Source organism: Amycolatopsis sp. NPDC005232 (assembly GCF_040607795.1).
Classification (GTDB): domain Bacteria; phylum Actinomycetota; class Actinomycetes; order Mycobacteriales; family Pseudonocardiaceae; genus Amycolatopsis.
Map to the genome: position 1 here is coordinate 30453 of NZ_JBEXHL010000034.1, position 26598 is coordinate 57050.

25 protein-coding genes are annotated in these 26598 nt (G+C 71.3%); 20 read left to right on the top strand and 5 right to left on the bottom strand.

The window, feature by feature from the left end:
- Positions 1–21: 21 nt before the first annotated feature.
- Genes ABZU76_RS41135 through ABZU76_RS41145 form a run of 3 tightly spaced genes read left to right on the top strand, consistent with a single transcriptional unit; the run spans position 22 to position 2413 of the window.
- Positions 22–1080, top strand: a complete 1059-nt coding sequence (locus tag ABZU76_RS41135; protein WP_354880549.1) for an agarase — start codon at positions 22–24, stop codon at positions 1078–1080.
- Positions 1073–1630 carry a TetR/AcrR family transcriptional regulator gene (locus ABZU76_RS41140; protein WP_354880552.1) on the top strand — a complete coding sequence of 186 codons (558 nt, stop codon included), beginning with the start codon at positions 1073–1075 and terminating at the stop codon, positions 1628–1630. The genes ABZU76_RS41135 and ABZU76_RS41140 overlap by 8 nt, the downstream gene beginning before the upstream one ends.
- Before the next feature lie 36 nt (positions 1631–1666).
- On the top strand, positions 1667–2413 hold the full coding sequence (locus ABZU76_RS41145; RefSeq protein ID WP_354880555.1) for a dienelactone hydrolase family protein: 747 nt from the start codon (positions 1667–1669) through the stop codon (positions 2411–2413).
- Between the two features lie 43 nt (positions 2414–2456).
- Here the strand turns inward: ABZU76_RS41145 and ABZU76_RS41150 are convergent, their stop codons facing one another.
- The gene (locus ABZU76_RS41150; protein WP_220241131.1) at positions 2457–2720 is read right to left on the bottom strand and encodes a GlsB/YeaQ/YmgE family stress response membrane protein; all 264 of its coding nucleotides are present in this window, start codon (positions 2718–2720) and stop codon (positions 2457–2459) included.
- A 267-nt stretch (positions 2721–2987) separates the two neighbouring features.
- Between ABZU76_RS41150 and ABZU76_RS41155 the strand changes: the two genes are divergently transcribed.
- Both ABZU76_RS41155 and ABZU76_RS41160 read left to right on the top strand, forming a co-directional pair.
- Entirely contained in the window at positions 2988–4229 is a 1242-nt protein-coding gene (locus tag ABZU76_RS41155; protein WP_354880558.1) for a carboxylate--amine ligase, read from the top strand.
- A 34-nt stretch (positions 4230–4263) separates the two neighbouring features.
- Positions 4264–6285 carry a hypothetical protein gene (locus ABZU76_RS41160; protein WP_354880561.1) on the top strand — a complete coding sequence of 674 codons (2022 nt, stop codon included), beginning with the start codon at positions 4264–4266 and terminating at the stop codon, positions 6283–6285.
- On the opposite strand, the gene ABZU76_RS41165 is transcribed toward ABZU76_RS41160, so the two are convergent.
- Positions 6279–6998: a glucose 1-dehydrogenase gene (locus tag ABZU76_RS41165; RefSeq protein ID WP_354880564.1), complete on the bottom strand. Its 720-nt coding sequence runs from the start codon at positions 6996–6998 to the stop codon at positions 6279–6281. The two genes, ABZU76_RS41160 and ABZU76_RS41165, sit on opposite strands and share 7 nt — an antisense overlap.
- A 220-nt stretch (positions 6999–7218) precedes the next feature.
- Between ABZU76_RS41165 and ABZU76_RS41170 the strand changes: the two genes are divergently transcribed.
- The 10 genes from ABZU76_RS41170 (at position 7219) to ABZU76_RS41215 (ending at position 19348) form a co-directional block, all read left to right on the top strand.
- On the top strand, positions 7219–8124 hold the full coding sequence (locus ABZU76_RS41170; RefSeq protein ID WP_354880566.1) for an alpha/beta hydrolase: 906 nt from the start codon (positions 7219–7221) through the stop codon (positions 8122–8124).
- A 30-nt stretch (positions 8125–8154) separates the two neighbouring features.
- Positions 8155–9780 (top strand): NAD(P)/FAD-dependent oxidoreductase, encoded by a 1626-nt coding sequence (locus ABZU76_RS41175; RefSeq protein WP_354880569.1) that lies wholly within the window; start codon positions 8155–8157, stop codon positions 9778–9780.
- Between the two features lie 14 nt (positions 9781–9794).
- Positions 9795–10556 carry an SDR family oxidoreductase gene (locus tag ABZU76_RS41180; RefSeq protein ID WP_354880572.1) on the top strand — a complete coding sequence of 254 codons (762 nt, stop codon included), beginning with the start codon at positions 9795–9797 and terminating at the stop codon, positions 10554–10556.
- Positions 10557–10580: 24 nt separating this feature from the next.
- The gene (locus ABZU76_RS41185) at positions 10581–12071 is read left to right on the top strand and encodes an NAD-dependent succinate-semialdehyde dehydrogenase (protein ID WP_354880575.1); all 1491 of its coding nucleotides are present in this window, start codon (positions 10581–10583) and stop codon (positions 12069–12071) included.
- Positions 12068–13300 (top strand): iron-containing alcohol dehydrogenase, encoded by a 1233-nt coding sequence (locus ABZU76_RS41190; RefSeq protein ID WP_354880578.1) that lies wholly within the window; start codon positions 12068–12070, stop codon positions 13298–13300. Before ABZU76_RS41185 ends, ABZU76_RS41190 begins: the two co-directional genes overlap by 4 nt.
- Complete coding sequence (locus tag ABZU76_RS41195) at positions 13297–14223, top strand: 3-hydroxyacyl-CoA dehydrogenase (RefSeq protein ID WP_354880581.1); 927 nt, start codon at positions 13297–13299, stop codon at positions 14221–14223. The genes ABZU76_RS41190 and ABZU76_RS41195 overlap by 4 nt, the downstream gene beginning before the upstream one ends.
- A 233-nt stretch (positions 14224–14456) precedes the next feature.
- Positions 14457–15602: a substrate-binding domain-containing protein gene (locus ABZU76_RS41200; protein WP_354880583.1), complete on the top strand. Its 1146-nt coding sequence runs from the start codon at positions 14457–14459 to the stop codon at positions 15600–15602.
- Positions 15603–15633: 31 nt separating this feature from the next.
- Positions 15634–18168 carry an ATP-binding cassette domain-containing protein gene (locus tag ABZU76_RS41205; protein ID WP_354880585.1) on the top strand — a complete coding sequence of 845 codons (2535 nt, stop codon included), beginning with the start codon at positions 15634–15636 and terminating at the stop codon, positions 18166–18168.
- Positions 18165–19193: an ABC transporter permease gene (locus ABZU76_RS41210; RefSeq protein ID WP_354880588.1), complete on the top strand. Its 1029-nt coding sequence runs from the start codon at positions 18165–18167 to the stop codon at positions 19191–19193. The genes ABZU76_RS41205 and ABZU76_RS41210 overlap by 4 nt, the downstream gene beginning before the upstream one ends.
- On the top strand, positions 19193–19348 hold the full coding sequence (locus ABZU76_RS41215; protein ID WP_354880591.1) for a hypothetical protein: 156 nt from the start codon (positions 19193–19195) through the stop codon (positions 19346–19348). The genes ABZU76_RS41210 and ABZU76_RS41215 overlap by 1 nt, the downstream gene beginning before the upstream one ends.
- 41 nt (positions 19349–19389) lie before the next feature.
- Here the strand turns inward: ABZU76_RS41215 and ABZU76_RS41220 are convergent, their stop codons facing one another.
- Positions 19390–21129, bottom strand: a complete 1740-nt coding sequence (locus tag ABZU76_RS41220; protein ID WP_354880594.1) for a helix-turn-helix domain-containing protein — start codon at positions 21127–21129, stop codon at positions 19390–19392.
- Between the two features lie 137 nt (positions 21130–21266).
- On the opposite strand from ABZU76_RS41220, the gene ABZU76_RS41225 reads away from it, so the two are divergent.
- From ABZU76_RS41225 to ABZU76_RS41235, 3 genes are all read left to right on the top strand, one after another.
- The gene (locus ABZU76_RS41225) at positions 21267–21950 is read left to right on the top strand and encodes a GntR family transcriptional regulator (RefSeq protein ID WP_354880597.1); all 684 of its coding nucleotides are present in this window, start codon (positions 21267–21269) and stop codon (positions 21948–21950) included.
- 67 nt (positions 21951–22017) lie between these two features.
- Positions 22018–22587: a helix-turn-helix domain-containing protein gene (locus tag ABZU76_RS41230; protein WP_354880600.1), complete on the top strand. Its 570-nt coding sequence runs from the start codon at positions 22018–22020 to the stop codon at positions 22585–22587.
- 82 nt (positions 22588–22669) lie between these two features.
- Complete coding sequence (locus ABZU76_RS41235) at positions 22670–23266, top strand: TetR/AcrR family transcriptional regulator (RefSeq protein ID WP_354880603.1); 597 nt, start codon at positions 22670–22672, stop codon at positions 23264–23266.
- 14 nt (positions 23267–23280) lie between these two features.
- Here the strand turns inward: ABZU76_RS41235 and ABZU76_RS41240 are convergent, their stop codons facing one another.
- On the bottom strand, positions 23281–23916 hold the full coding sequence (locus ABZU76_RS41240; RefSeq protein WP_354880606.1) for a DUF4232 domain-containing protein: 636 nt from the start codon (positions 23914–23916) through the stop codon (positions 23281–23283).
- A 174-nt stretch (positions 23917–24090) separates the two neighbouring features.
- Here ABZU76_RS41240 and ABZU76_RS41245 point away from each other — a divergent pair, with 174 nt between their 5' ends.
- Both ABZU76_RS41245 and ABZU76_RS41250 read left to right on the top strand, forming a co-directional pair.
- The gene (locus ABZU76_RS41245) at positions 24091–24450 is read left to right on the top strand and encodes a hypothetical protein (RefSeq protein WP_354880609.1); all 360 of its coding nucleotides are present in this window, start codon (positions 24091–24093) and stop codon (positions 24448–24450) included.
- Between the two features lie 11 nt (positions 24451–24461).
- Positions 24462–25115 (top strand): phosphate uptake regulator PhoU, encoded by a 654-nt coding sequence (locus tag ABZU76_RS41250; protein ID WP_220241106.1) that lies wholly within the window; start codon positions 24462–24464, stop codon positions 25113–25115.
- Between the two features lie 242 nt (positions 25116–25357).
- On the opposite strand, the gene ABZU76_RS41255 is transcribed toward ABZU76_RS41250, so the two are convergent.
- Positions 25358–26500, bottom strand: coding sequence for a serine hydrolase domain-containing protein (locus ABZU76_RS41255; protein WP_354880612.1), 1143 nt, complete (start codon positions 26498–26500; stop codon positions 25358–25360).
- Positions 26501–26598 lie beyond the last annotated feature (98 nt).

A 26598-nucleotide genomic window follows, 5' to 3' on the forward strand; every position in this document is an offset into this window, starting at 1 on the left:
ACCGGTTCGTATCCTCAACCCATGGCGTTCTTCACGGTGGCCCGCCACGGGCGGTGGACGTTCTCCGGGCCGGACGGCGAGCCATTCCCGTCGATCGGGGTCGCTCACGCGCACGACACGAACCTCCGATACCCGCACAATCAGGACATCTGGCGCACGCGCTACGGCGGCTCGCGCGAGAAGTGGCTTCGCGACGGCCCAGGCGCGGACCTGCGCGCCTGGGGGTTCACCACGGTCGGCTCGACCGCGGAGTACATCGGCGGCACCGGGCTCGGCGTCACGGGCACCGTGGTGGACCTGGGGCACGCGGAGGACCTGCCGGGCGCGGACGTCGCCGAGGCCGGGTTGCCGTACGTGCAGGCGTTGCGGATCGCGGAGATCGAGTCGTGGAACGGGCACCCGGCCTACCGCGATCCGCGTTCGCCCGCGTTCGCCGAGTACTGCGAGCACCTGGCCCGCACGCTGTGCCGCCCGGAGGATCCGTTGCTGCTCGGGTACTTCCTCGTCGACGGGCCGGCCTGGGCGCGCCACCCGACGGGCGCCGGCTGGCCCGGCCCGCTCGCCGAGACGGCCGAGGCGTACTACGCCACTGCCACTGCGGCGATCCGCCGCCACGACCCGAACCACCTGATCCTCGGCGACCGCTTCGGGACGAAAGCGGGCGCACCGGACGAAGTCCTCGATGCCGCCGCGAAGCACGTCGACGTCCTGTCGGTGCAGACGTTCCCGGGCCCGGGCGCGCTCGACACGGCGCTGGAGACGCTCGAACGCTGGCACTCCAAGACCGGCCTGCCGGTGCTCGTCGCCGACACCGGCAACTGGTGCCCCACGCGGCTGAGCCCGCACCGCACCGGCAGCATGCGCGACCAGGCCGACCGCGCCGCCGGGTACGTCCGCACCGCCGAGGCGTTCGCCGCGCTGGACTGGTGCCTGGGCTGGCACTGGTGCGCCTACGTCGAAAACCCGCAGCGTGGCTGGGGCCTGAAGGATCCGTGGGACGAGCCCTACGCCGACCTCGTCGGCCCGATCACCGAGGTCAACCGGCGCGTGGCCGCCGGTTGGGCGGTGCGCGGTGCCTGACGCCACCCGCCGCAACCCCCAGACCCACCGCGCGATCCTCGACGCCGCCTGGGACCTCACCGTCGCCGGCGGCTGGGCCGCGGTGAGCGTCGACGCCATCGCCGCGCGTGCCGGCGTCGGCAAGCGCACCGTGTACCGCTGGTGGACCGGCAAAGCCGCCGTGGTGCTCGAAGCCTTCCTCGACCACGCCCGCGCCAACCCGGTCACCACGCGCGCCACCACCGCCGAAGGCCTGCTGCGCGCCCACGCCCGCCACTTCGCCGACCTCTACGTGGACACGGTGCTGGGCCGCGTCTTCACCGGCCTGCTCGGCGCCGCTCAGCAGGACCCCGACCTCGCCGCCCGCCTCGACGAGCACTGGTTCGAGCCCCGCCGCGCCCCCGTCCGCGCCGCGGTACGCGAGATCGTCGGTCCCGACGCCGACGTGGACCTGCTGCTGGACTTGGTCTTCGCACCCCTGCACTACCGCTTGCTCACCGGCCGCCGCCCGCTCGACCACGCCTACGCGGACGCCGTCGTCACGGCGGCTCTGCACGGGGTACTAGGTTGACGATCGAGAGCCAGCAAGCTGATCGACAGGAGTGACATGCGCAAGGAGAAGGTGGACGTCCCGGCCGCCGACGGGGTCGCCGACTCGTACCTGGTCGTTCCCGACGGCGGGCCGCACCCCGGGGTGCTGCTGTTCATCGACGCGTTCGGGCTGCGGCCGCGGATCGAGGAGATGGCGGAGCGAATCGCGGAGGCCGGCTACGCCGTGCTCGCCCCGAACCTGCTCTACCGCGGCGGCCCGGCGCCGCAGATCGACGTTTCGGAGCTGGGCGATCCGGACAAGCGGGGCGAGATCTTCGGCAAGATCATGCCGCTGATCCAGGCCCTGGGCACGGAAAACGCGATCCAGCGTGACGCCCAGATGTACCTCGACTTCTTCGCGGCGCAGGAAGGTGTCGCGGAGGGACCGGTCGTGATCACGGGCTACTGCATGGGCGGCACCAACGCCCTGCGCGTGATCGAGGCGTTCCCCGAGCGCGTCAAGGCGATCGCGGCGTTCCACGCGGGCGGGGTGGTCACGGACGGGCCCGACAGCGCGCACCTGGGCGTCGGCTCGATCACCGGCGAGGTGTACTTCGGGCACGCCGACCGGGACCACTCGATGTCGGCCGAGCAGATCAAGACGCTGGAGGCCGCGCTCGACGAGGCCGGGGTCACGTACCGCTCGGAGGTCTACGAGGGCGCGACCCACGGGTACACCATGACCGACACGGCGGCCTACGACGAGGCCGGCGAGAAGCGGCACTGGGAGAACCTGTTCGCGCTGCTGGAGCGCGTGAAGTGAGCCAGGGGCGGGGCGGCTCGCGAAGAGCTGCCCCGCCCGCTGGTCAGTCCCGACTGCGGTGGAAGATCATCCGGTAGCCGACGAGGATGATCAGCGCGCCGAGGATGGCCAGGCCCCACGTGCGCAGGTCGAAGAACGTGCCCAGCTGCACGTGGAACAGCGTCTTGCCGACCCAGCCGCCCACGAACGCGCCGCCGATGCCGAGCAGGATCGTGATGATGCAGCCGCCGGGGTCCTTGCCCGGCATGAGCGCCTTCGCGATCAGCCCCGCGATCAAGCCCAGCACGATCCAGCTGATGATTCCCATGACTGTCCTCCCGGCCGCGGTGCGGCGTCGAACTCCGGCGCGAACCGCGCGTTCTTGAGCGCACAGGATGGCAGGCACCCGAACGGGTGGCGCGGCGAGTGGACCGGACGTGACCTGGATCTCACCCGGAGGCTCGCTGGTGGCCGGATCGAGAGTATCCACAGTGGACACGCGGCCCGCTCGATCGGCGGCGGGTGCGGACATCTGGGACCGTGGAGGTATAGACCCCGTCCGACCCCCCGCACGCGCCGAACAGAGGAGCGGTCCATGACCCAGCCCGTACCGGTCACGAAGAATCCCGACAAAGGATATCTGGCCGTGCTCGGCTGGAGTCTCAACGCGATCGAGGCACTCGACCGATTCGACCGCCGCTACATCGTGGTCGCGCCCGACTGGGCGGAGCAATACTGCGCGGAACACGACATCCCTTACCTGCCGTGGAACTTCGAGAGACTCAACGACCGGTCGATGGAGATCGCCGAGACCCTGAAGCAGGAAGGGGTCGACGTCGCCATCCCGCTGTTCGAGGAGACGGTGGAGTGGGCCGGCGCGATCAACTCCGTGCTGATGGACAACCCGCGCCTGTTCGGGCAGGCAATGTTGTTGCGGGACAAGGCTTTGATGAAGCGCCGCGCGCAGCTGGGCGGCATCCGCGTCGGCATCTTCGAGGAGGCCCACGCGCGTGACGACGTGGTGCGGTTCCTCAAGCGCGTCAACCAGACGCTGCTCAAGCTCGACGGCGACCCCAACGACCCGATCCACCTCAAGGCGTTCGACAAGGCCGGCTGCCTGGGCCACCGCGTGATCCGCACGCCCGACGAGATCGACATGATCCCGGAGGAGGAGTTCCCCGTCCTCATGGAATCCCACCTCGACGGCTGGGAGTTCGCCGTCGAAGCGTGGATCCACGACGGGAAGATCAAGTTCCTCAACATCTCCGAGTACGTCACGCTCGGGTACTCGGTGTTCGTGCCCGCGACGCCGGAGCTGGAGCGCTACCGGCCGCAGATCACCGCACAGATCGAGAAGCTCGTGAAGACCTTCGACATCGAGTTCGGGTTCGTGCACCCCGAGTACTTCGTGACCAGCGACGGCGAGATGTACTTCGGCGAGGTGGCCTACCGCCCGCCGGGCTTCAAGGTTTTCGAGCTGCTCGAACGCGCCTACGGCTTCAACGCCTACCAGGCGTTGGCGCTCGCGTTCGACCCGAAGACGACCGAGGAGGAGATCGACGCGTTCTTCCCGCGCGAGGTCGTCGACGCGGCAGGTGTCGCCGGCTGCTTCGGGGTCTACCCTCGGCGGCGGGTCGTCAGCGAGCTGAGGATCCCGGAAGAAACCGAAGACGACGACTACTACGAGTCCCACGACCTGTCGGCGCCGCCGGAGGAGACGGTGACCAAGCGGACCGCGTTCGGTACCCACTGGGGACTGCTGTACTTCTTCGGTGACGACGCCTACCGGATGCGCGAAACGCTGAAGAAGCAGGAAGAGCTCGACTTCTACGTCTGAGCACCAGACGGGAGAGCCGACCGGGGTAACACCAGTGAATCCGAACGCCGACGCCACGAAGGGCACCACCCTCGCCAAACGGGTGGCTTCGCTCGACGACGCCGTCCAGGCCATGGCCGAGACGCGCGACTTCGGCAAGCACACGAAGCTGCGGCGCGTGCTGGAGGCCCTGCGGCGCGTGCTGCTGCAGCCCGGCGGGGCCGCCGCCGTGCAGGCCCGCGCGCAGGCGCTGGACGAAGCCGGTCTCTACCAGGGCACCGACTGGGCCTCGCCGGAGATCCTCCTGCCGGCGCTGGTCGGCCCCGGGCTGCACAGCGGGGAAGCGGACACCGTCGTGATCGAGGCGGCGAGCGAGCTGCGCATGCTCGCCGTGGCGCTGGGGGAGTACACCCACCCGACGCTGTCCGCCGAGGATGCCCGAGGGTTCCTGTCCCAGGTCCTGGCGATGAACCTGGAGCTGCTGTTCACCCCGCCCACCGAGGCCGAGCGGGCGCACGAGGGCCGCACCGCGCAGCTCATCCGCGCGCTGTTCCGCCACGTGGCCGACGGGATCGGCTACGCCAGCGTGCTCGACAAGCTGGTCGAGGAGATCTGGCGGATCCTGCGCCAGCGCCCGATCCAGGTCGAGCAGGTGCAGTCGCTGATCACGCGGATCTCCGTCTACCGCGGCGACCCCGAGGTCGACCTCGGCCCGAACTCCGGGCAGGGGCTCGACCGGCTCATCACGAGCCTGTTCGGCACCACCGAGGCCTGCCGGGAGGACCCGGGCTTCGAAGTCTTCCGCTCGCGGCTCGAGGCGATGGACGCCGGTGGCCTGCAGTACGAGGCGTCCGGCTTCGCCCGCGCGATGCACGACACCGGGCTGGTTTCGCCGTACCACGCCGAGCTGCTGCGGTTCGTGCGCCACGAGGGCGACTACCTCGTCGCGGAGGCGCTCGGGCTGTCCGACACCGGCCGCAACTGCCTGCTGCGCTACCGCGATCTCGTGCACCAGCTCATCGAGGAGGCCGTGCACCCGGAGACCGCGCAGTGCGTCTACGGCCTCGCGCTGCTGCTCGACCGCGGCATCCTGCACGAGCCCCCGGTGGTTCCCGCGTTGTGGCGCCAGCTGGCCCTCACCCTCGGACCGGCCGCGCGTGAACGGCTCACGGCCGTGTTCGGCCCCGCGCCCGACGCGAAGGCGCGCCTGACCGCCGGCGTGCTGTCGATGCTCGGCCTGCCGCTCGGCGTCGGCCAGGGCGACAACCCGACCTGCCAGTCGGCCCGCGCGCTGTCGATGTGGGCGGGCAACGACCCGGACTACCTGCTGCAGATGGTCGTGTGGGCGGCCCGTGACGACGAGATCACCATGCACTTCGAGGGCCAGCCGATCTCCTCACGCGAAAGCGAGGGCGGCATCGCGCGCAAGCTGCCCGTGGACCTCGACCCGGTGTCGTTGCTCGTGGTGCCCCACCTCGACCGCATCTACGCCGAGATGGGCCGGCGCTGCGTCGACCGGCCCGGCGACCCGCACCGCTGGGTCAACCCCGAGTTCCACGGCTGGTGGGCGTTCCGCGGCTTCCGCATCAACGTCGACGTCGCCACCGGGAACCTCATCGACCTCGACGAGTTCCTGCGCGCCTTCCACGCCAGCTACCACCCGGCCTACAACGGCGACCAGCCGCTGATCCACCCGCAGCCGGCCGGCGTCGCCGTCACCGACAGCGCGGCCCGCTACGTCGGCTGGCACGCGATCACGATCCTGCGCGTCGCGCCCGACCCGCACGACGTGATGCGCGTGTACTTCTTCAACCCCAACAACGACAGCGGACAGGACTGGGGCGACGGCGTGGTCGTCTCCACCGCCGGCAACGGCGAACGCTTCGGCGAGGCCTCACTGGCGTTCGACCAGTTCGCCTCGCGGCTCTACCTCTTCCACGTGGACCCGCTCGAACACGGCGAGCCGGAGAAGGTGCCAGCCGAGGACGTCGAGCGGATCGTCGGGTACCTCGAGCGCAGCTGGGGCGCCGACCGGCTGCCGGCGGGGAGCCTGCAGGCCGCGCCGCCGCCTCACTGAGCCAGATAACCCCCGTCCACGACCAGCTCGGAACCGGTCACGAAGCTCGACTCGTCGCTGGCCAGGAACAACGCGCCGTTGGCGACCTCCTGGGGGTCTCCGGCGCGGCCCATCGGGGTCTGGCCGATCACGAACTCGTTGATCTCCGGGTCCTGCGCCTCGGTGAGCGGCGTGCGGATGAAGCCGGGGTGCAGGGAGTTCACACGGATGTTCTCGCGCGCGTAGGTGATCGCCGCGCTCTTCGACATGTTCCGCACCGCGCCCTTGGTCGCGTGGTAGGCGTGGGCGCCCGCGACGGCGACGGAGCCCCAGATCGACGAGACGTTGATGATCGAGCCGCCGCCGTTGCGCTGCATCAGCGGGACGACCTCGCGCATGCCGAGCCACACGCCGGTCTGGTTGATCGCCACCACCTGCTGCCACTTCTCGAGCGAGAGCTCGTGCAGAGACTCGTACGCGATCACCCCGGCGTTGTTGGCCAGCACGTCGACGCGGCCGTGGCGGTCAGCGACGTCGCCGACGACGCGGGCCCAGTCGGTGTCGCTGGCGACGTCGAGGCGGTGGTACTCGACGCCGTCGGCGAACCCGTTCGCCTCGGAGCGACCGGTGGCGATCACGGTGGCGCCTTCGCGGGCGAAGGTGTCGGCGATGGTGCGGCCGATGCCGCGGCCGGCGCCGGTGACGAGGGCGACCTTGCCCTGCAGACGGTTCATGGTTCCTCGCTCGAAGCACGGAAGAGGGGAGGCTGTCCGGCTCAGCTTCGCCCGTCGCGGGGATGTCGTGGTCGCTCAGTGTGAGACGCGGATGTGTCATTTTGCGACGGCGCGTGGCGGGCGGCTCCCGCGTGGTGATGCTGGGTGGACCGGCGCCCGGACGGGCACCGGACACCCCTGTGACCTCGCTGCCGAAGCGGATTCCCCTCCAGGAGAGCCCATGACGTTGCCCGAGCCGACGGACCTGCTCGGCCAGATCTACGCCGGGTGGGCGGTCGAGATGAACCGCCACCCGGACATGTCGGTGGAGCTGCTGCGGATCGTCTTCGACGACTGGCAGCGCGCGACCGCCGAACCCGAGGGCGTGTCCTACGCCCACACCGAACTCGGTGGCGTGCCCGGCATCTTCGTGACGCCCGAGGGCGCCGACGCAGACCAGGTGCTGTTGTTCTTCCACGGCGGCGGCTTCGCGCTCGGGTCGTCCGCGAGTCACCGCAAGCTCGCCGGCCACCTCGCGAAAGCCTGTGGCACCACGGCTTTCGTCGCCGACTTCCGCCTCGCGCCCGAGCACCCGTACCCGGCGGCGCTGCAAGACGGCGTCAAGGCGTTCGACGCGCTGCTCGCGCGCGGCCACCGCGTCCGCGACATCACGCCGGTCGGCGACAGCGCCGGCGCGAACCTCGCCGTCGCCACCGTGCTGAAGCTGCGCGAAGACGGCCGCGAGCTGCCCGCCCAGGTCATCACGCTCTCGCCGTGGCTCGACATGGAGAACAGCGGGACCACGATCGAGACCAACAACGACACCGATTTCCTCATCGCGCGCGAAGGCCTGCAGGCCAACATCGACCGCTACCTCAGCGGCGGTGCCGACCCGCGCGACCCGCTCGTGAACCCGCTCTACGCCGACCTCACCGGCTTCCCGCGGCTCTACATCAGCGCCGCCGACACCGAGTCGCTCTACGAGGACAGCGTGCGGTTCCACGCGCTCGCCACCAAGCACGGCGTCGACGTCACCTTCGTCGTCGGCGAGGGGATGCAGCACGTCTACCCGTTCCTCGCGGGCCGCCACCCGCGCGCGGACCAGGAGATCCGGACCATCGCGGACTTCTACCGCGCGGGCCGCTGAGACTTTTCCACCATCACCGAAGGGATCACCATGCCGTCCACTCAGGACACCAGCTTCGACGCCATCGTGATCGGCGCCGGCTTCTCGGGGCTGGCGATGTTGCACCACTTCAACCAGCTCGGCCTGCGCTCGGTCGTGCTCGACTCCGCGGACGGCGTCGGCGGCACGTGGTACTGGAACACCTACCCGGGCGCCCGCACCGACAGCGAGTTCTACTACTACTCGTTCTCCTTCTCGAAGGAGGTCCGCGAGGAGTGGACGTGGCAGGAGCGCTACCCGTCGCAGCCGGAGGTGAAGGCGTACCTGGAGTTCGTCGCGCGCCGGCTAGACCTGTACAAGGACATCCGCTTCGGGACGAAGGTCGAGACGGCCGCCTACGACGAGGACGCGAACCTGTGGTCGGTGACGACCGCCGACGGCCAGGTCCTCACCGCGGAGTACCTGGTCAGCGGCATGGGTGTGCTGTCCGCGCCGAACCTGCCCGACATCCCGGGCGCGAGCACGTTCGCCGGCGAGAGCTACCACACCTCGCGCTGGCCGCGTGATCGTGAAGTCGACCTGCGGGGCAAGCGCGTCGGTGTGCTCGGCCTCGGCGCGTCGGGCGTGCAGCTGGTCCCGGTGGTCGCCGAGACCGCCGGTGAGCTGTTCGTGTTCCAGCGCACGCCGAACTACGTCGTCGCGAGCTCCAACCGGGCCGTCGACGAGCAGTGGATGAACGAGGTCCGCGAGAACTACGACGAGAGCTTCGAGAAGGCGTTCGACCACGGGTTCGCCGTGCCGTTCGTCAAGCCGGAGCTCGGTGCGAAGGACGCGAGCGCCGAGGAACGCGAGCGCGTGTTCGAGCAGGGCTGGGCCGAGGGCGGCTTCCACTTCATGCTGGAGACGTTCAACGACCTGGCCGTGGACCAGGAGTCGAACGACCACGCGTCGGACTTCATCCGGCGCAAGATCCGCGAGACCGTGACGGACCCGGCGACCGCGGAGCTGCTGTGCCCCAAGGACTACCCGTTCAACGGCAAGCGCCCGCCGGGCGGCCACAGCTACTACGAAGCCTACAACCGCGAGAACGTGCACCTGATCGACGTGAAGACCCGCGGCATCGACGAGATCACGCCGGACGGCATCGTGGTCGGCGGCGAGCTGTACGAGCTCGACGTGCTGATCTTCGCGACCGGCTTCGATGCCATGACCGGCACGCTCACCCGCATCGACATCGTCGGGCGCGACGGCGAGGTGCTGCGCGAGCACTGGGCCGACGGCATCAAGACCAACCTCGGCCTCTCGGCCCACGGCTTCCCGAACTTCTTCATGATCCTCGGGCCGCAGACGCCGTACGCGAACCTGCCGGTGGCCATCCAGGCCGGCGTGGGCTGGATCGCCGACGCCGTCGAGTACGCCCGTGAGCACGGAATCGAGCGGCTGGAGTCCACGGCGGAGGCCGAGCGCGAGTGGGCCGAGGAGGTCAACCGCGCCGGCTCGGCGACGATCATGGCCAGCGGCGCCAAGGCCAACGCGTGGTTCATCGGCGCGAACATCCCGGGCAAACCACTGGAGTTCAACGTCTACATGGGAGGCGCGGACGCGTACTTCCGCCGCTGCGCCGAGATCGCCGACGCCGGCTACCCGGGGTTCGTGCCCCAGACCGCCGACGCGTGAGACAGGAGACGGCCATGCCCCGCTTGGCGGGCAAGACGGCGATCGTGACCGGTGCGTCGTCCGGGATGGGCCGGGCGACCGCGGAGCTGTTCGCCGCGGAGGGCGCGCGGGTCGCGCTCACCGACGTGGACGCGGACCAGGGCGTGGCGGCGGCACGGGAAATCGGCGCCGCCGCTCGGTTCTACGCGGTGGACGTGCGCGACGAGAAGTCGATCGAGCGCGCCTACACCGAGATCGTGGCGGAGTTCGGCAAGCTCGACATCCTGGTCAACTGCGCCGGCGTGATCGGCGTGGACAAGCCCACGCACGAGGTCACCGAGGCCGAGTGGGACGCGCTGTTCGCAGTGGACGTGAAGGGCGTGTTCTTCTCGACCAAGCACGCCGTGCCGCACCTGATCGAGAACGGCGGCGGCAGCATCGTCAACTACTCCTCGATCTACGGCCTCGTCGGCAACGACGAGTTCACGCCGTACCACGTGGCCAAGGGCGCGGTGACGATGCAGACGCGCCAGGACGCGGCGATGTACGGCAAGTACGACATCCGCGTGAACTCCGTGCACCCGAGCACCGTGCTCACCCCGCTGGTCGAGGGGATCGCCGAGGCGTACGAGGGCGGCCTGCCCGCCTACGAACGCATGATGACCGCGAACCAGTCCCTGCGCCGGCTCGGGCGCCCGATCGACGTTGCCTACGCCGTGCTCTACCTCGCCTCCGACGAGGCCGCCTGGGTCACCGGCGTGAACCTCCCCGTCGACGGCGGCTACACCGCGCGCTGAGCGCGCCGAGAAAGGACGACAACCATGACCGCACTGGCCGAATCCCCGGCCGGGCTCTTCGCCGGGCACGAAGTACCGCTCGGGCTCTACCTCAACGGCGAGTGGACGCACCCGGGCAAGACCTTCGAGGTGCTCAACCCGAGCACCGGGAAGCCGCTCGCCGAGGTCGCCGACGGAGGCCCGGAGCACGCGCTGGCCGCGCTCGACCACGCCGTGGCGGCGCAGGACGCGTGGCGGCACTGGTCGCCGCGCGAGCGCGCCACGCTGTTCCACCGCGCCCACGCGCTGCTCGCCGAGCGGGCCGACGCGTTCGCCGACGTGATGGTGCTGGAGAGCGGCAAGCCCCGCACCGAGGCGGCGGGGGAGTTCGCTCTCTCGGCCGGGTTCTTCCTCTGGTACGCCGAGCAGATCGCGCACCTGCACGGCACGTACGCGCCCGGCTCGCCCGGCGGGTACCGCGTGGTCACCACCCACCAGCCGGTGGGTCCGAGCTTCCTCGTCACGCCGTGGAACTTCCCGCTGCTGATGGTGGCGCGCAAGGGCGGCGCGGCGCTCGCGGCCGGCTGCACGGTCGTGGTCAAGTCGGCCAAGGAGACGCCGTTGACGGCGGCGCTGTTCATCCGGACGCTGCACGACGCCGGCTTCCCGCCCGGCGCGGTGAACCTCGTGCACACCAGCGACTCCGCCGCGGTGTCCGACGTCGTGCTCGCCGACCGGCGGCTGCGCAAGATCAGCTTCACCGGGTCGACCGGCGTCGGCAGCCTGCTGCTGGCCAAAGCGGCCCAGCACATCGTGAACTCCTCGATGGAGCTCGGCGGCGACGGGCCGTTCGTGGTGCTCGACGACGCCGACGTGGACCTGGCCGTGCGCGAGGCGATCGCGTGCAAGTTCCGCAACGCGGGGCAGGCGTGCGTCGCGGCCAACCGGATCATCCTGCACCGCGCGATCGCCGACGAGTTCACGGAGAAGTTCGTCGCGGCCACGCGGGCGCTGCGCGTCGGTGACGGGTTCGAGGACGGCGTTGACGTCGGCCCGATCATCACGCCGCTCCAGCTGGAGCGTGTGCAGTCGCTGGTGGACACCTTCACCGCGGCCGGCGCCGAGCTGCTCGCCGGCGGAAACCGCATCGAGTCGGCCGGCAACTTCTACGAGCCGACCGTGCTGCGGCTGCGCGAGGCGGATCCCGCGCTGTGCAACCAGGAGCTCTTCGCCCCGGTCGCCGCGCTGTTCACCGTGGACTCGGTGAGGGAGGCGCTGGACTTCGCCAACGACACGACCTACGGACTCGCGTCGTACCTGTTCACGAAGGACCTGTCGCGCGCCTTCGCGATCGCCGAACGGCTGGACTTCGGCATGGTCGGCATCAACCGCGGCATCATGGCCGACCCGGCCGCCGCGTTCGGCGGCGTCAAGGAGTCGGGCCTCGGGCGCGAGGGCGGCCACGACGGCATCTACGAGTTCCTCGAGCCGAAGTACCTGGCCGTGACCGTGAACGAAGAGGAGGTGGGCGTGTGAGCTCCGAAACCCTGGGCCTGCTGCGCCAGCCCAAGACCGTCCTGTTCGGACCCGGCCGCCGCGCGCAGCTGCCGTACCTGGTGAAGCCGCTGGGCCGCACGGTGCTGGTGTGCACCGACGAGCGGATGGCCGGCAGCCCCGAGTTCGCCGGGATCCGCGACTCGCTGACCGGCCAGGGTCTCGACGTGCGCGTGTTCTCGCGCGTCGAGCCGGACCTGCCGCGCGAGAACGTGGAGGCGCTGCTCGCGGAGGTGGACGGCGGGGAGATCGACGCGGTGATCGGCCTGGGCGGCGGCAGCTGCCTGGACTTCGCCAAGGTCGCGTCGATCATGCTCAAGCGCGGCGGGAACGTCGCGGACCTCTACGGTGAGAACCTCGTCGAGGGCCCGGGCCTGCCGCTGGTCACCGTGCCCACCACGGGCGGGACCGGCGCCGAGGTCACCTGCATCGCCGTGGTGTTCGACGCGGACAAGGGCATGAAGGTCGGGGTGGCGAGCCCGTACCTCGAACCGTACGCGGCGGTCGTCGATCCGGAGCTCACGCTGAGCTGCCCGCCGGGGCTGACCGCCGCCACCGGTGCCGACGCGCTCTCGCACCTCGTCGAGTCGTTCACCGCGCGCGAGAAGCACCCTGACGCCGAGCACCTGCACCGCCACCTCTACGCCGGCAAGAACGTGCTGACCGACCTGTACGCGTTGCGCGGCTTCACGTTGCTGGGCAGCTCGCTGGAGCGCGTCGCGAAGGACCCGGCGGACCTGGCCGCGCGGACCGACACGATGCTCGGCGCGCTGAGCGCGGGCATGGCCATCAACACCGCGGGAACGGCGGCCGCGCACGCTATCCAGTCCCCGATCGGAGCGCTCACGCACACCGCGCACGGCTTCGGCGTAGGGGCGCTGCTGCCGTACGTGATGCGCTTCAACCTCCCCGGGCGGGAGGCGGAGTTCGCCGAGATCGGGCGGGCGTTCGGCATCGCCGATCCGGCGTTGTCGCAGACGCAGCGCGCGCGGGCGGCGATCGAGCGGATCGAGGAGATCCTGGGTGCGCTCGGCGTGCCGCTGAACCTGAAGGACCTGGGCCTCGAACCGGACCGCTTCGGGTTCGTGGCCGAGCAGGCGATGCTCGCCACGCGGCTGACCGCGAACAACCCGCGCGAGCTCACGGAGTCCGCGATCGTCGAGATCCTCAAGCGGGGATACGCCGACGACCGCACGTGGTGGGAGCTGTGACCGATGACCCCGTCGAACCGGTCGCGGTCATCGGCACGGGCGCGATCGGCGTCGGGTTCCTCGTGCTGTTCGCCCTGGCCGGGGTCCCGGTGCGGGCGTGGGACGCGGACGCGGCGGCCTACGACCGGGCCCGCGCGGCCGTGGCCGATCGACTGGCGCTGCTCGGGAAACACGGCCTGCTCCCCGGGAAACTCGCGGAGATCTCCTACTACGAGCAGCTGGACGAGGCTGTCGACGGCGTCGCGCTGGTGCAGGAATGTGCGGCCGAGAATGTGGTGGTGAAGCGCGCGTTGTTCGCCGACCTGGCCGCTCGCGCCGGTCCGGACACGGTGCTCGCCAGTTCCAGCTCGGCGCTGGTCCCGAGCTCGTTCGGCACGGGCTTCGGCGGCCGGGTGCTCGGCGCGCACCCGGGCAACCCGCCGTACCTGCTGCCGGTCGTCGAGCTGATCCCGGCGCCGGACACGCGCGCGGACATCCTGGCCCGCGCGCGGGCGCTGTACGAGCGGGCGGGGATGAGACCCGTGCTGGTGCGCAAGGAGGTCGAGGGTTTCGTGTTCAACCGCCTGCAGGGCGCGCTGCTGCGCGAGGCGTACTGCCTGCTGCGCGACGGCGTGGCCGACGTCGAGGACATCGACGAGGTGGTGCGCAGCGGGCTCGGTCCACGGTGGAGCGTGATCGGTCCGTTCGAGACCGTCGACCTCAACACCCGCGGCGGCATCGCCGCGCACGCCGCGCGGATGGGCCCCGCCTACGCGCGGATGGGCGCGGAACGCGGGCAGGACGATCCGTGGACCGACGAACTCGTCGCGCTCGCGAGCAAGCAGCGCAGAGCCCTCGTGCCGCTGCACGAGTGGGACGCCCGCGTGAGCTGGCGCGACGAGCGGTTGATGCGGCTGCGGGCCGCCATGAGACCGCGCGACTGAACACGGCGAAAAACCAACAAGGCGAAAAAGCCGGAGCCGCCCCGACAACCGGGGAGGCTCCGGCTTTTTCGTGTGCGCCGGAGATCCTTTACCCCCTCGCGCGGAAAACGGTCGGGAAATCTCCGCGGCGTGTGTCAAATTGACACAGCCGCGTCTCACACTGACCGGGTCCGCACCCCCTGCGGTAGCCGACACTTTTGCCAACTCGGGGGCGGAATATCGGGAAGGCGAACATGGCGATCAAGAAGAAAACCGCGGTTGCGGCCGTTTCGGCCGCGCTGTTCCTGGGCGGCTGCGCCACGGGCGCTCCCACCGGCCAGGGCGGGAGCGAGGCCGGCGCGGACAACGCGGCCCTGCAGCAGAAAGTCGGGGTCGTCGGCACGCAGGACCAGATCCAGGACGTGGGCAAGTTCTGCGGCACGAAACCGCTCACCGTCGCGTTCGCCGACGGGTTCGGCGGCAATTCCTGGCGCAAGATCACGCGCAAGCTGTTCGAGGAAGAGGCCGCGAAGTGCCCGAACATCAAGAAGGTGCTTTACACCGACGCGCAGGGTGACACGCAGAAGGCCATTTCCGACCTCAATTCCCTCGTCGCGCAGAAGGTGGACGTGATCGTCACCTTCGTCGACGGCGGCGAGGCACTGCTGCCGACGATCAAGAAGGCGACCGCGGCCGGGGTCAAGGTCGTGCCGTTCGTGGGTTCGCCCGGTGGGGTGCCCGGCAAGGACTACGTGGACTTCGTGTCCGAGGACATCAAGACCTACGGCTCCGCCCTCGCCGAGTGGACGGTGAACGCGATGCACGGCAAGGGGAACCTGGTGATGCTCGGCGGCATCGCCGGCAACTCGTACTCCCAGGGCGTGTACCAGGGCGTGCTCGACGCGGTGAAGAAGCACCCGGACGTGAAGCTGCTCAACACCGACGGCCCCGTCGCCACCGACTGGGAGCCGGGCAAGACCCAGCAGGTCGTGGCCGGGCTCATCACCAAGTACGGCACCATCGACGGGATCGTGTCGGACTACGGCGGCGGCTCGGTCGGCGGGGTGCGGGCGTTCATCGCGGCGAACAAGCCGCTGCCGGTGTGGTCGGCCAACGACTCCAACGAGTTCGGCTGCCTGTGGTACCAGTACAAGGACTCCCAGCCGGGCTACCAGATCGCCACGGAGTCCTCACGCAACTGGATCGTCAACGTCGCCCTCCACAAGGGACTCGCCGCGGCCAACGGCATCGCCGACGACGAACCGTCCACTTACGACCTGAAGATCATCGAGGACTCGACCGATCCGGCCAAGCAGCCGAAGTGCGAGAAGTCGCTGCCGCCGGACGCGATCCTCTCGTCCGGGCTGTCGATGCCCGACCTGCAGGCGCTGTTCAAGTGAGCGCACCGGCCCGAGGAGAAGAGGGGCGACCGTGACGCAGTTCGAAGTTCCCGTCGTCGGAGAACGCGCCGGCGAGCCGGCCGGGACCGTCGGCGCGGCCGCACCGGCGGTACTGAGCCTAACCTCGATCTCGAAGTCGTTCGGCCCCGTCCGGGCGCTGTCCGACGTGGACCTGGAGATCCGGGCCGGCGAGGTGCACGCCCTGGTCGGTGAGAACGGCGCGGGCAAGTCCACGTTGATGGCCGTCGCGTCGGGGGTCCTGGCCCCCGACGCGGGGACTGTGGTCATCGGCGGCGAGCGGCTCACGTCGGCCTCGCCCCAGCTCGCCCGCGAACTCGGTCTCGGCATCGTGCGGCAGGAGCCGGCGCTGCTGCCGGACCTGACCGTCGCGGAAAACATGGCCGTGGCGGTCGGCTACGCGCGCGTCGGAGGTCTGCGGCGCGCCCCGGCGTGGGCGCAGGAGCAGCTCGACCCGTGGGGCATGGGCATCCGCGCCCGCAGCCGCGTGGCCGAGCTGAGCGTGGAGCAGCGGTTCGTGGTCGAGATCGCCAAGGCGCTCGCGCTCGGGCCGAAGGTGCTGATCCTCGACGAGCCGACCGAGCACCTCAGCCTCGACGAGGTGCAGACGCTCTTCGACCGCGTCCGCGAATGCGTGCGCGCCGGCGCGGCCGTCGTCTACATCTCCCACCGGATCCCCGAGGTGAAGCTCATCGCGGACCGGATCACGGTGCTGCGCGACGGAGCCGTGCGCGGCACGTTCGCGGCGTCCGAAGTGGACGAACAGCAGATCGTCGAGCGCGTGATCGGCCGGGCGCTGGAGACGGTGTTCCCGCCGAAGGGCGGCGGCACCGGGGAAACCGGGCTGCTGCGGGTCGAGGGACTGTCCGGCGCGGACTTCGCCGACGTGGCCTTGACCGTGCGGGCCGGCGAGATCGTCGGCCTCGCCGGCGTGCAGGGCAACGGGCAGAGCTCGGTGCTGCGCGCGCTGGCCGGGCTGGAGCCCGCCACCGGCACGGTCACGGTCGCCGGCCGGCAGGTGCGGCTCGGCAGCAACGCCGCGGCCGCGCGAGCCGGGGCGGTGTACGTGCCCGCCGACCGGCACGGCGAGGGGGTCTTCGGGCCGCTCGCCGTCGGGGAGAACACCGTGCTGGCGACGCTGGACGAGGTCACCACGGCCGGGCTGGTGTCCGGCCGGCGCGTCGACGCCGTCGCGCGCGGCGAGGTGGAGCGGCTCGGGGTGAAGACCCCGGGCGTCGCCACGCCGATCTCCGCGCTGTCGGGCGGCAACCAGCAGAAAGTCGTGCTGGCGCGCGCGATGCTCGCGAAACCACGCCTGCTGCTGGCCGAGGAGCCCACGCAGGGTGTCGACGCCGGCGCCCGCGTGGACATCTATCGGATCCTGCGCGAAGCGGCCGACGCAGGCGCGGCGGTCTTACTGCTCTCCTCGGACGGCGTCGAGCTCGAAGGGCTCTGCGACCGCGTGCTCATCATGTCGCGCGGCTCGATCGTCGCGGAGCTGGCGGGCGACGAGGTCTCGGAAGCCGCGATCACGCAGGCGGCCCTGACCGCGACCACCGTCCGGGCGCGCGTCGCGGCGCGGGCCGGGCGGTGGCTCACGGCGCACCGGTGGCTGCGCGGCGACCACACGCCCGCGGCCGTGCTCACGCTCGTGTTCCTCCTGCTCGGCCTCGTGGTCGGGGCCGGGAGCACCAGCTACTTCTCCGAGTTCAACCTCTACAACCTGCTGTTCGCCGCGGCCCCGCTGATCCTGGTCGGGACCGCGCAGCACGTGGTCGTGCTCGGCGCCGGGATCGACCTGTCCGTCGGCCCGCTCGTCGGGCTCCTGGTGGTGATCGCGTCGTTCTGGGTCGTCGCCGGGGGACCGGCGGGCATCGGGTACGCGCTGATGTTCGGCGCCGCGCTGCTCGTGGGCGTGGTCAACGGCCTGCTCGTCACCAGGTTCCGGATCAACGCGGTGGTGGCGACTTTGGCCACGTACATGGCGCTGCAAGGCGTGTATCTGACGCTGCGCAGCACCCCGGGCGGGGTGTTCCCCGACGGCGTGACGGCCCAGATCTCGCTGCGCGTCGGGGTGCTGCCGGTGGTCACGATCGGCGCGGTGGTGCTGATCGTGGTCCTGGAGTGGGCGCTGCGGCGCACGCGCTGGGGCGTGGAGCTGCGGGCGGCCGGCTCGAACCGCACGGCGGCCGAGCAGCTCGGCGTCCGCGTCGGGCGCACACAGCTGCTGTCCTACGTGGCCTCGGCGCTCCTGTGCTTCCCGGCGGCGGTGATCGTGATGGCGCAGATCGGCATCGGCGACGGGCGGCCCAGCCTCACCTACACGCTCTCGTCGATCACGATCGTCGTGCTCGCCGGGGCCAGCGTGTTCGGCGGGCGCGGGTCGTTCCTCGGCGTGCTGGCGGCGGCGCTGCTCGTGCAGCAGCTGGTCACGGCGTCGCCGTTCCTCGGGCTGTCGCAAGCCTGGTCGTACTGGCTGCCGGGACTGATCACGCTGGGCGCGGCCCTGCTCTACGCCCGGCTGCGCGGCGGAAGGAGCCGGGCATGACTCGACATTCGAGTGTGGACACTGTGGACACCACGCCCGTGGACCGGGTGTGGACGCGCCTTCTCAGCGGCCGGTCCGCAGCCATCTGGGTCGCGTGCGTCGTGCTCTTCGCGATCAGCCCGCTGGTGGCCCCGGGCAGCCTGGGCGCGGCGCCGATCCTGAGCATGCTCCCGTTCGCGGCGGTGCTCGCGATCGCCGCGGCGGGACAGACGCTCGTGGTGCAGCAGCGCGGCCTGGACCTGTCGGTACCGGGGATGATCGCGCTGGCAGCCGCGCTCGGTACCGGGCTGCCGCAGAACCACGGCTGGCCGGTTTCGGCCGCCGTCGCGGCCGGGGTCCTGGTCCCGGCGGTGGCGGGCCTGATCAACGGCCTGCTGGTGACCGTCTTCCGCGTGATGCCGCTCGTCGTCACGCTCGGGATGAACGCCGTGCTGCTCGGCACGGTGTTCGCGGTGGCCAACGGCACGCCCGCCGGTGCCCCGGAAGGGCTGAACCAGTTCGCGCTCGACCGCACGGCGGGCGTGCCGAACACGGCGCTGATCGCGATCGTGGTCGTCGGCGTCACCGGTGTGGTCGCCCAGCGGTCGGCGTTCGGGCACCGGCTCACCGCCGTCGGGGTGAGCGAGCGCGCGGCCGCCGCCACCGGCATCCGCGTGCCCTCGCACCAGCTGCTCGCCTACGGGTTCGCCGGCGTCTGCTACGGCCTCGCGGGCGTGCTGCTGGCCGGCTACACGAAAACCCCGCCGCTGTTCCTCGGCGACTCGTACCTGCTGCCGACGGTCGCGGCGGTGGTGCTCGGCGGCACGGCGCTCACGGGCGGGCTCGCCAGCGTGGTCGCCTCCGGTGCCGCGGCGCTGTTCCTGACACAGCTCGGCCAGCTGCTGCGCGCGGTCGGCTGGCCCGACTCGACGCAGCTGATCGCGCAGTCGGTGGTGCTGGTGGCGGTGGTGCTGGCGCGCGAGCTGGTGCCGGAGTTCGTGCGGCGGTTGCGTCGGCCGGGCCCGGCGCTGCCGGCGGTGATGTGATGGTGGTGGGTGGGTTGTGGGCCGGCCCCGGTCGCGAGGTGCAGCTGATCGCGCAGTCGGTGGTGCTGGTAGCGGTGGTGTTGGCGCGCGAGCTGGTGCCGGTGTTCGTGCGGCGGTTGCGCCGGTCGGGCCCGGCACTGCCCGCGGCGGTCTGACCGTGATGCACCGGGGCCTGCCGGCTCGCGGCGGGCCCCGGTCACGCCGTGAGCCGGTAGGCCTTCATCTTGCGGTACACCGTGGCGCGCGAGATGCCGAGGATCTCGGCCGCCTTGCCGCGGTTGCCGCCCGCCTCCTGCAGTGCGCGCTGGATCGCCTCGAGCTCCATCCGCTCGATCATCGTGAGCGTCTGCGCCTTCTGCAGCGCCCGCGGCAGGTCTGCCGGCTCGACCGGGCCCTTGCCGCGGCTCTTGACCGCCTGGGTGAACACCGACTTCAGCTCTCGGACGTTGCCGGGCCACGGGTAGGCGCGCAGCAGTTCGAGGGTCTCGCGGCTCGGCACGAGGCCCGTGCCGGGCGCGGCCGCGAGCGCGAAGGCGTGCCACAGCACGGAAATGTCTTGCGGGCGCTCGCGAAGCGGCGGCACCCACAGGTGAGCGATGCCGAGCTTGAGCGCGAACGCCTCGGCTTCGGCCTCGTCGGCCGCGGTCAGCGTGAGCACCACCGGCCCGCGCGCGGGCGTCGACTCCACCACCGACCGCAGACCCGCCAGGACCTTCGCGTCGAGCGTCTCGACGCCCCGGACGACCAGCGGTCCGGCTTCCGCCAGGCGGCTCGCCACCTGCTGCAGCCAAGGCGAGGCCCCGCAGACGTGCGCCTCGGCGGCGTCGGCGATCCGGCCGCCGCGCGCGTGCGCCTCGGGCCGGAACGGGGTGCCGAGCGCGAGCGAGGTCTTCCCGGCGCCGGGCTCGCCCGCGACGATCAGCGGGGTGCCGGCCTCGCGGTGCGCGGCCACCTCGCGCGCGGTCCGCAGCCAGTCCGCGGAGTGCCCGGCGAGCTCGTCGCGCCGCGGGCGCTCCGGCGCCGGTGCCTGCCGCGCGACCGGCGCGCCCGCCTCACGGGGGAGCAGCACCACGATCCGGTTGCCGGGGTCGAGGTTGGTCACGGAGATCGTGGCCGTGCCACGCGAAAGCGGCACGGAGTGCTTGCCATCGCGCATCCCGTCCTCGCACAGCTCGCGGATGAGCCCGATGTCCTCAGTGGACAGACTGCCCGACTGCGGGTTCTGGATCAGCAGCCCTTCGGGGCCGAACGCGAGCACGGGCGCGGTCTGCGTGCGCGTGGCGCTGAGGAACGCGTTGAACGTGTGCCGGGCCGAGGGCTGCTCGACGTCGAGCACGTGCTGTTCGAGCTGCGTGGTCACCGATCGCAGCAGTGGCCGCAGGAAGTCGGTGCCCGGGCGGACGTCGCACGAGACGGTGACGACCGCGAGGAGCTTGCCCGTGGCCGGGTGCAGCACGGGCGCGCCGGTGCACACGGCGTTGCGGTAGAGCTCGGCGAAGTGCTCGACCCCGCGGATCTGCACGCTCTTGCCGGTGACGGCCACCGTGCCCACGCCGTTCGTACCCACCGCGTTCTCGGCGAGCACCGCGCCGCGCGAGGTGCCGATGCGGTCGAGGTGTGCGGCCGCCGTGGTGTCGTGGCACCAGCGCTGCAGGATCCGGCCGCTGGAGTCGGCGAGCAGCACCGCGAGACCGGTCCCGTCGAGGCTCTCGGAGAACCGCGCGAGCGGCGCCTGGAACATGTCGAGCAGGTGCGCGTCGAGCAGGTCCTCCCGCACGTGGGGCACGTCGATGACGTTCTCCGGCGTGCCGATGGCCAGCTGAGAGCGCTGCCAGGAGCTCATGAGCTCGACGTTGTGCCAGCGTTCGGGTGCTGCCGTGGCGAGGAAGTCGTCCTTCGCCTTCTGGATGCGGCTGACTTCGTCGTCATGGGCCACGGTCGGACTCCGGCGGTAGGCTGGGGACGGGAGCGTAATACGATCACACAATCATACGAGGGGGCGGGGATGAACACAAAGGTGACCGTTCCGAGACCAGGGTGTCACTCCCAGGGATGGAACGAGGTCGGCTGCTCATGAGCCTCGAGCGGCACGCCGCTCCGCTGCGCCAGCAGGTCGTCCGGCAGCTGCGGGGCGAGATCCTGGACGGGGTACGCAAACCGGGGGAACGGCTCGTCGAGACCGCGCTCTGCGAGGCGTACGACGTCTCCCGCACGGTCGTGCGCGAGGCGCTGCGCCAGCTGGAGACCGAAAGCCTGATCACCATGCGGCCCAACCGTGGGCCCATCGTCACGGTCCTGACTCCGGAGGACATCGAAGCACTCTACGAGGTCCGCCAGAATCTGGAAGGGCTCGCGGGGGAAAAATTCGCGCAGCGTGCGTCGGAGTCCGACGCCGAGGCGCTGGTGGCCCAGCTGGACCACATGGAGTCGACGTTCCTCGCGGGCGACGTGACCACGCGCGGCCGGGAGAAGGACGAGTTCTACCGGCTGCTGCTGCTCGGCGCGCACAACCCGGTGCTCGCCGACCAGCTGCGCGGGATCCACTCGCGGATCAGCATCTTCCGGCACTTCGCGTTCGTCGACGACCGGCGGGCGGAGCTGTCGCTGCGCGAGGTGCGGGCGATCGTCACGGCCGCCGCGGTGCGCCGCGACCCGGCCGAGGCCCGGCGCGCCTGCGAGGAGCACATCCGCCTGGCCGGCGAGCTCGCGATCGTCGAGTACGAGACCCGCCGCGAAGGCGGCACGGTCGCGGTCTGAGCCCGGCCACCGTGACATCATGGACAGGCGGAACACTGTTCCGTTCAGGCCGGCGAGGAGAGCTGTGGTGAACGAGGAGCCCGTCGCGCGAACGAAGCGGGCGGACGCGCGGCGCAACGAGGAGTCGCTGCTGGCCGCGGCGGCCGCGGTGTTCGTCGCGTCCGGGGTCGACGCGCCGGTGCGCGACATCGCGGCGAAGGCCGGCGTCGGAATGGGCACGATCTACCGCCACTTCCCGACGCGGGCGGAGCTGATCGTCGCCGTGTACCGGCACCAGATCGAGGCGTGCGCCGAGGCCGGGCCGGAGCTGCTCGCGGCGGGCCCGACGCCGCACGTCGCGCTGGGGCGCTGGATCGAGCTGTTCGTCGACTTCCTCGTCACCAAGCACGGGCTGGCCGGTGCGATGCAGTCGGACGAGGTCGGGTTCGAGGCGCTGCACTCGTTGTTCCTCGATCGCCTGATGCCGGTGTGCGCGCAGCTGCTCACCGCGGCGGCCGAGGCCGGCGAGATCCGCGCCGACGTCGAGGCCTACGAGCTGATGCGCGGCGTCGGCAACCTCTGCATCGGCGCGGAGAACGACGACCGCTACGACGCGCGCCGCCTGGTCTCGCTGCTGGTCGCGGGGCTGCACACGTAGTCCTCCGGTGCCGGCTGGACCGGCCCGGCGCCCGGCGCTACGCTCCGCGTGGCCCGAGTCGGGCCGATGCGGAAAGGTGCAGATGACTGCGTCGACGACGATCCCGCACCGGGAGAAGCTGCTGCGCGAGGGCATGCGCCGGCTCTACGTCCACGGCTTCCACGGAACCACGATCGACGCGATCCTCGAGGGCGCCGGCGTGCCGAAGGGCTCGTTCTACCACCACTTCGGCTCGAAGGAAGGCTTCGCGAAGCAGGTGCTCGCGCGGTACGTGCAGTTCCAGCTCGACCAGCTCGGCGAGTGGAGCGGCCGCGCGGACCTGACCACACCCGCTGTGCTGTCGGGGTATTTCCGCGCGATGGCCGGCCGGTTCATCGCCTCCGGGCACCGGGACGCCTGCCTGGCGGGCAAGCTCGCCACGGAGCTGTGCGCGGAACACGAAGCGTTCCGCGCACAGCTGGCAGAGGACCTGGGTGTCTGGAAAGGACGGATCGCCGAGCTGCTGCGCCAAGGGCAGCGGCGCGGTGACGTGCGGGCGGACCAGCCGGCCGAGGTGCTCGCCGACGCCGTGCTCGCGTTGCTGCAAGGGGCTTTTGTCGTCGCGCTGGCTTCGCGCGACGACGCTTCGCTGGCGTCGGTGAGCACGGCGCTGGAACTCTTGGTCGCTCCGCCCGGCTGACGTCCTTTGTGGACTCAGAACACGAGCACGCCCTGCGCGGCGGGCTGTAGCGTGCCGACCTCCACGGACTTGATCGGGAACTGGGGCACCTGAACGGTTTGACCGTCGAGGCCGATGAGGTCGATGTTCGTGGTTCCCGTAGCGCCGGGCGGGGTCGCCTCGAAGTTGCTGGCCACGAACGCGTCGGAGTCGGCCTTGTCGCCGAGGGTCCACTTCACGCCGGCGAACGCGGTCGTGCCGGGCTTGAGGGTGACGGGGATGGCCTCGCCCGGGATCTCGACGTCGTGGATCGGGAAGTCGAGCGGCGAGCCGTCGGCGCCGAGGAACCGCAGCTTGGGCCAGCCTTTGAGCGTCACGGTGGTCTTGCCGCGGTTCTCGAGCGTCAGGAGGGCGACGTTCTGGTCGGGCTGCAGGGTGAGCTCCGCGTGGAACGTCTCGGCCGCGGTGGCGCTCTGGACGGGCGGTTTCGCGGACGTCGAAGGGGCTCGGGTGGTGGCCGGAACCGTGACGGGCGCGGTGGCCGACGCCGTGGCGTTGCGGGCGACGAGCGGGTCGGGCGAGGCCGCGCCACCCGTCGAGCCGCTGCACGCGGTGAGGGACACGGCGAGCGCGGCGAAGGAGACGACGGTGGCCACGGTGGTGACGCGCATGGGGTACGAACCCTTTCTCGAGGTGCCGGATCGTCCGTCCGGCTCAACGCCCATCACGGACGCCGGAGGAATCCGGTTCACCGCAAGGGTTTCCCGGTCTGTGACCAGGCACGACGCGCCGATGGACCAGGGTCGGGAGGTGGGCGTGGGCGAATGCGCCTACGCTGTACGGCCATGGCGGATCGCGCGCTGTGCCTGGAGCCACTGGAGCTGTCCGGGCGGGAACGATCGGTCCTGCGGAGCGTTGCGGTCCGCGGGGCGTCCTCGTCGTTGTACTGCGAGCTCGAAGCAGAACACGGCCACGAGCACGTCGCGGGCGTCCGCGGTGACGGGCCGGGCGGCCCGAGGTGGTGGTTGCGCTGGTGGCCGGGCCGGCGCGTGCTGGAGGCCCGCGCGGAGTGCGGCGCGCTCGCCGAAAACGGCGCGGTGTGCCGCGTACCCGGTGGGCACGAGGGCGGTCATCCGTCTGACCTCGTGAACCTCGAGCACGTCGAGGAACTGGCCGACGCGGCGAGGCCGGGCGGACCTCGGTAGAGTCGCGATTCATGCGCGAAGGTTTCAAGGACGACCTCGACCGGCTCGACGAACGGCTCGCCGGGATGGGTGATGCCGCGGCCGCGGCGATGCGGTCCGCGACTCGCGCGTTGCTGACCGCGGATCTCGCGCTCGCCGAGCAGGTCATCGGCGCCGACTCCGCCCTCGACGGCCAGCGCGCCGAGTGCGAGGAAGAGGCGTACTCGCTGCTCGCCCTGCAGGCCCCCGTCGCCGGTGACCTCCGTGGCGTGCTCGCGGTGGTGTACTGCGCCGAGAAGATCGAGCGGATGGGCGACCTGGCCGCCCACATCGCCAGCACGGCCCGGCGCAGCCACCCGGAGCGCACCGTGCCCGCCGACCTGGAGCCGGTCTTCGCCGAACTGGGTGACGTCACCGCCCGCATGGCCGACCGCCTCACCCAGTTCATCCGCGGCGGCGGCGTCGAAGGCGGCTACGCGGAGCTCAGCCGCTCCGACGAAACTGTCGACGCCCTCCACGCCCGCGTCCTCGCCACGATCACTTCGGCGCAGTGGACCCACGGCCAGCGCACCGCCGTCGCGGCCACGCTGCTCACCCGCTTCTACGAACGCTTCGCCGACCAGACCGTGTCGGTCGCCAAGCGCCTCGAATTCGCCGCGACCGGCGCGCTGCCGGGCCCGCGCTGACCCTTCAGGCCGGCGGTCCCTCGCACTGGGCGCGCCAGCCGTCGCCGCCCGCTCGCTGCCGTGTCGGTGAGCGCGTTGCCGACGCAGCCGGCTCGGTCGGCACGCGCCCGCAACTCGCGGCGACGAATGCTCTGCCGTGCCCTCGATGATGCGCCCCGCAGCGGCCGGCGCTTCCTCACGCCGAGCGAAGCCACACCGGCCGCCGGTGGTGTCCGATGTGGACTTTCAGCCGGGCAGCCCGGTCAGCCCAGGCACTCGCGCAGCGCGGTGACGAGGTTGGTGGCCCGCGCGTCGCCGTGGCCGACCATGCGGTTGGCAACGTAGGCGAAGCCCACCCCGCGCTCGTCGTCGGCGAAGGAGAACTGGCCGCCGGCGCCGTCGTTGCCGAAGCTGCGCGCGCCGAGCATCGGGCGGAACGCCGAATCGAGCAGGAAGCCCGAGCCCCAGCGGGCGCCCGCATCGAAGCCGAACCAGTCCTTGCCGGACGAGACCTCGCGGACGGCGTCAGTGACGGTCTCCGGAGACAGCAGCCGCGGGCTGCCGTCGAGGCCGGTGACCGCGGCCGCGTACAGGCCGGCGAGCCCGCTCGCCGACGCGGTCGCCCCCGCGCCCGGCAGTTCCATGCCCAGCAGCGCCGGGTCGTTCCAGCCGCGCGGTTCGTCGAGGCCCGGGAACACGAGCGCGCCGTTCATCGTGACGATCCGGGTCAGGATGTGCTCGGGCGGCGGCATGGGCGGGCGACCCTCGGCTTCCGCCAGCCGGGCCCGCGCGGCCATCTCGGCTGCGGGAAGGCCGAGCCACGCGCGCAGCCCGAGCGGCTCGCCGACCACCGAACGGAAGTACGTCCCCGGCGTCAGCCCGGTGAGCCGCCGCACGAGCTCGCCGAGCAGGAACCCGAACACGTGGCCGTGGTAGGCGTACGTGGTTCCCGGTTCCCACAACGGTTTCTGCTCCTCGATCGCGCGGATCACCGGCGTCCACCGCGCGATCTCCTCGAACGGCACGGTCTTGTCGAGCACGGGCAGCCCCGCTCGGTGCCCCAGGACCATCCGCGGCGTGATGTCCTCTTTGCCCTCCGGCGCGAACTCTGGCCAGCACCGGCTGACCGGCGCGTCGAGGTCCAGCTGCCCCTCCTGCGCGAGCAAGTGCGCGCACAGGCTCACGATCGCCTTGGCGCAGGAGAAAACCGGCACCACGGTGTCGGGTTCCCACGCGCGTCCCGTGGCCTCGTCGGCGACGCCACCGCAGAGCTCCACGACCTTGCGGCCGCCCACGAACACCGTGACCGCGGCGCCGAGTTCGGGGAACTCGGCGAAGTTCCGCGCGAACGCGTCGGCGACCGCTCCGAACCGCTCGTCGGCTTCCCCGTGGTAGGTCGTGCTCACTGTCCCGCTCCTTCGCGCTCGATGCCGACGCGGACGCTACGGCGGGAGCCCCGGTCCGACCACCGAATTTGCCGCCGGTCACCCGGCGGTGCCAAGAT